The following is a 4,574-nucleotide window of genomic DNA, read 5'->3' as shown; positions in this document are numbered from 1 at the left end:
AGTCCGTGACGACGGCCGCTTGAAATCAGCCTGCGTGGCGTCAACGCGCCTGTATCGAGTTTATGTGACATCGCCGTTATTTCAGCATCGAAACCGTCGCAGCTGTCGGGTCAGTTTCATGTCCGATAACCTTGCCTTACCGGAATCCGGGCGTGTCGCTCCGGGTTAATCAGCCGACGGGGGGGCCAGGCGTCGGATTTTTGCGTCCGCCTTCCGGCTGGCGTTTTCAGCCTGGCGGGAAATACCGACCAAGCCTCGTTTGCAGCAATTTCACCAACGTCGGGTCCATGAACTCGAACTCGTCCGGAATGTCGAGACAGATCACGCGCTTGCCGTTTAGCGACGAGCGAAACCGCTTCTGCACCTTGGAGCGATGAGCCTTTTCCATGACCACAACCACATCGGCCCAGGCTACCTGTTCAGATGTGATGGGATTGTCAGCGTCGTTGTTCGTTCCGGCCGACACAACTTCGAGGCCGGCCGCGACGAGAAAACCTGTTCGGCGGTAGGACTGCGGAGACGGTTCTGACTACATACGAAAAGGACTTTTTTCATTTGGCGAGCCTTCGGCATCAAGGCGCCATCTTATTACCAATGACCGCTATCGGGAACCGTTGATCCAGCCAGAACGCGATAGCTGAGGCGACTGCTGAGCAGCAGTTTCGGCGGATGTCCGTGCGTCCGGCCGGGAAGTGTCTTAAATTAACGCCTATGGGACTCTGTTCCCTCCAGCAACGACCGCCAACTACCACAGACAGATTCGTGCAGAGAGCGGAATCGAGAGCACAGAAGGAGTGCGACTCCCCCCGCGCTCGTTGGGATCACAGCCAGCGATAGACCGGGGGATTGTTCCTCTATGTGCCGACCGGCGCGCACTCCCGTCTGCCGCCAGAGGTGGCGCAAGATCCTTGCGGGGCGAATTTCATGGCGTCGGCCGTTTGCGCGCCCAACCCGACGCGCGTCGGGATCAAGGTCCCCTACTCCGCCGAAGGCGCCTTTCGAGCGTCAGCGCGAAAATCCCATGAGTCCGAAGTGGGCGAGCAGCGTATTCGCTGACATGACGTAAATCCCCGGGACCGGGGATAGCCATGACGACAGCTGCTCCTCGGCCGCCGGTCGCGGCGCGACAGGCAACAGGAAAGCGAGCGCCGCTGCACACCGCCTCTCCGAGAAGCGACGAAGTCGTCTTGGCGTCCTCGAAGTCCGATCCCATGATCCTCTCCTCGCCGGTCACGATGCCGGCGACGGCCAGCCGCGTCATCAATGAGGAGATCGCAGCTGTGACGCCACCTGTCGTCTTGAGGATGCTCTTGAGGGGCCTCTCGCCGATTTCGCTTTCCCGACGCAGCGGCAGAGCGCGCTGCAAACTTCGGATCAACCCGGCTAAGTCCTGGTCGTTCCCCCACGGGGGAAGCGCGACGGACTCGAAGTGGCGCACGAGTTGTTCATCCGTCTTGAGCGTAGTGCGGGCCTGCTGCCTACCGACACAGGCGAGCGGGATGCGCAGCTCGTTGCGCAGAAACCGCGGCGTGTCGAGAAACGGCGCCTGCTCGCGCACCGCGCTCGCCCCCATGTGCCGGCGCAGCTCGTCTGACCAATAACGAATGTGGTGGAGTGCAGACCGTCGCGCTGCAGAACGCGGTGCTCCGCCTTCAGGAAGTCGATCAGAGCCCGCCTGATGTCGGCCGGCATGCGCACCGCGACCTCGCGGATGAGCGCCCGTCAGACCGCCGCGGGCGGCGCTTCTCGTCCCGGCCCTACCCTCGCCCCCGGGACGATTTTTTGTTGCCTGCATCCGATGACGCCTATCGATCTGGCTGGCACAAGGGCGGGGCGGAGGCCTTGAAGGATCGTCGTGTCGTGGACCGCCGGCGCTATTAGAGCATTTCGCGAACTTGGCATTCGTTCGCCAGGAAAGTTGCCGGCCGGCAACCTCTAGAACCTGTAAGGTTTCATTTACGAAAAACCCATTGCGGGTGTGATGCGAATCGTGCGTATTGGACACGGTTTAAAGCGCGAGTCGCGATTTTATCCGTACATACGCCCGCCACTCGTGAGGCTAGACGTCGATGAATGATCAGAGTCGGATTCACACACTGATCTCGGGCCACGCGCGCGGTCTTTCGAGTCGATTGCACGCGCACCGAATGCAACTGTTTCCCCCGGCGGCTCGAAAATCCCTGCGCAAATTTTCGTCGGGGGAAGCGGCGAAGTTGATCGGCGTGAACGACGGGTATCTTCGACATCTATCTCTTGAAGGGCGCGGCCCGAAGCCAGAGATGACGGCGAATGGGCGGCGATCCTATTCGATTGAGGACGTCCAGGCGCTTCGAGCCTTTCTCGACGAGAGCGGAAAAGCGGATCGCAGATATCTCCCAGGGCGTCGGGGCAGCGAGCATTTGCAAGTCGTCACCGTCGTGAACTTCAAGGGAGGGTCAGGAAAAACCACCACGGCCGCGCACCTCGCTCAGTATTTGGCCCTCCAGGGATATAAGGTGCTCGCCGTCGACCTCGACCCTCAGGCAAGCCTTTCTGCGCTGCACGGATATCAACCGGAGTTCGATGTTGGCCCCAATGACACGCTATACGGCGCCATACGCTATGACAATCAACGGCGTCCATTAGGGGACATTATTCGTTCGACCTATTTTCCCGGTCTCGATCTCGTTCCGGGCAATATCGAACTCATGGAGTTCGAGCACGACACCCCTGCCGTTCTCGCGAAGAAAGACAGCGAGAGCGCGTTTTTCTTCACGCGCATGGACGAGGCGCTCGCCACTGTTGCTGAGCGCTATGACGTCGTCGTCGTGGACTGTCCGCCTCAGCTCGGCTTCTTGACCCTATCGGCGCTATGCTCGGCGACCGGCGTGCTCGTGACGGTGCACCCGCAGATGTTGGACGTGATGTCCATGTGCCAATTCTTGATCATGACGTCCGACCTGCTGTCTGTGGTCGCAGGGGCTGGGGCCAATATGAGCTATGACTGGATGAGGTATTTGATTACCCGCTACGAGCCCGGCGACGGTCCGCAAAACCAGATGGTTTCATTCATGCGGTCGATGTTCGGGGAGCACGTATTGAACTATCCGATGCTCAAGAGCACAGCAATTTCCGACGCGGGAATTACCAAGCAGACGCTGTATGAAGTGACCCGGGAGCAGTTTACGCGATCGACTTACGACCGTGCGATCGAGGCGCTCAACGCCGTCAACGGAGAGATCGAGAGCCTTATCACCAAAGCGTGGGGGAGGGCCTGATGGCGCGCAAGAACCTCTTGATAGGCCTTACCGAAGGGGAGTTGCCGGCCGGCAACTCAATTATTCCAGGGATCGGGACCTCGGCCACTGACGACCAAAACCCCACCTTCGGGCAGCGAGGCGCCGTGGGCGCCGTGACGCGCTCTATCGAGTATCTGAAATCGCAGATCGGTGAAGCCAAGCATATCCAAACTCAGCTCGCGGCCGGCCAGACGATTGTCGAATTGAACCCGTCGCTCATCGAGCATTCGTTCATTTCGGATCGCATGGCGCCCGCATCTGATGAGCTCACGACGTTGATCGAGTCCATTCGGTCGAATGGTCAGCAAGTTCCGATTCTCGTGAGACCGCATCCCACTAACATCGGGCGGTTCCAAGTCGCCTATGGCCATCGGCGCCTTCGAGCTGCGGTCTTCCTTCGCATCAATGTGCGGTCGGTCGTAAAAGAGCTTTCCGACGCCGAACTGGTCGTGGCGCAGGGACAGGAAAATAGCGCGCGGACGGACCTCTCGTTCATCGAAAGAGCAATGTTCGCGGCTCGGTTAGAACAGGGAGGGTTCGACCGTGAGACGATCATGTCTGCCCTGACTGTCGACAAGACGGCCCTGTCAAAACTGATTTCCGTTGCGACGAAAATTCCGGAAAATGTCCTCTTGGCCGTTGGGCCAGCTCCAAATGCCGGACGGGACCGGTGGCTCGCGATGGCGGAGCGCTTCGAGGCGGACGCGGCGACGACCATTTCAACTCAGCTGATAGGGCAGCCTGAGTTTTTGGCGCTGCAAACCGACGACAGATTCAACAAGCTCTTCGATGCTTTCAATGCGAACAAGACCAGCGGCCGGAGTTCCTCGGTATGGACAGCCGACGATGGGAAAAAATTGGGCCGCGTTCGGCAGGATGACCGAGATCTGACGGTGATCGTCGATAAAAGAGCCGACCCCGACTTCGCTGCGTATCTTCTTGAGCAGCTTCCCAATCTTTACAGGAGCTTCACCAAGTCGAAGCGCAGCGCCCATTCGGGCTCATCGTGAGACGGACAGCTTCTGCTCTTAAATTCGTTGCGTAACGAGTAGCTTAGGATCGACGCGAGAACGGAGCAAATAGCGCAAAAGAAAAAGGCCCCCGAAACGTCCCCGTCCCGGAAGCCTCTCTAAAGTTTGGCGACTAAGAGAATCCCACTTCCGCGAATCGCTGTCAAGAGTCGGCGCTGTTTCGGCGAGCGGATTTCTTTTGCCTAAATGAGGCAAAGGAACATGCAGACACGTCCAACGACGCCCTTCGGGCGGCGGCCGTTGTCGCTCGCCATGGTGGCGAGCC

At 59.3% G+C, this 4,574-nt stretch carries 4 protein-coding genes and 1 pseudogene; 3 read left to right on the top strand and 2 right to left on the bottom strand.

What is annotated here, in order from left to right; translation table 11 throughout:
- Positions 1-226: 226 nt before the first annotated feature.
- Both ACT53T_RS11915 and ACT53T_RS11910 read right to left on the bottom strand, forming a co-directional pair.
- Positions 227-555: pseudogene (locus ACT53T_RS11915) on the bottom strand (low molecular weight protein tyrosine phosphatase family protein).
- A 412-nt stretch (positions 556-967) separates the two neighbouring features.
- The gene (locus ACT53T_RS11910; protein WP_476161355.1) at positions 968-1,585 is read right to left on the bottom strand and encodes a TniB family NTP-binding protein; all 618 of its coding nucleotides are present in this window, start codon (positions 1,583-1,585) and stop codon (positions 968-970) included.
- A gap of 29 nt (positions 1,586-1,614) precedes the next feature.
- Between ACT53T_RS11910 and ACT53T_RS11905 the strand changes: the two genes are divergently transcribed.
- The 3 genes from ACT53T_RS11905 (at position 1,615) to repB (ending at position 4,288) form a co-directional block, all read left to right on the top strand.
- A complete protein-coding gene (locus ACT53T_RS11905) occupies positions 1,615-1,881 on the top strand; it encodes a hypothetical protein (protein WP_476161356.1) in 267 nt (88 codons plus the stop codon).
- Positions 1,882-2,069: 188 nt separating this feature from the next.
- Positions 2,070-3,257 (top strand): plasmid partitioning protein RepA, encoded by a 1,188-nt coding sequence (gene repA, locus ACT53T_RS11900; protein ID WP_476161354.1) that lies wholly within the window; start codon positions 2,070-2,072, stop codon positions 3,255-3,257.
- The gene (repB, locus tag ACT53T_RS11895; protein WP_476161353.1) at positions 3,257-4,288 is read left to right on the top strand and encodes a plasmid partitioning protein RepB; all 1,032 of its coding nucleotides are present in this window, start codon (positions 3,257-3,259) and stop codon (positions 4,286-4,288) included. The genes repA and repB overlap by 1 nt, the downstream gene beginning before the upstream one ends.
- The last annotated feature ends 286 nt before the right edge of the window (positions 4,289-4,574 follow it).

The organism is Methylosinus sp. DMC45 (assembly GCF_056313885.1).
Note: the sequence above shows the minus strand (reverse complement) of the source record. Positions and strands in the feature narration are given on the sequence as shown.

Coding starts and splice junctions, on each gene's coding strand:
- repA (WP_476161354.1), top strand. CDS start 2,070: ATGAATGATCAGAGTCGGATTCACACACTGATCTCGGGCCACGCGCGC.
- repB (WP_476161353.1), top strand. CDS start 3,257: ATGGCGCGCAAGAACCTCTTGATAGGCCTTACCGAAGGGGAGTTGCCG.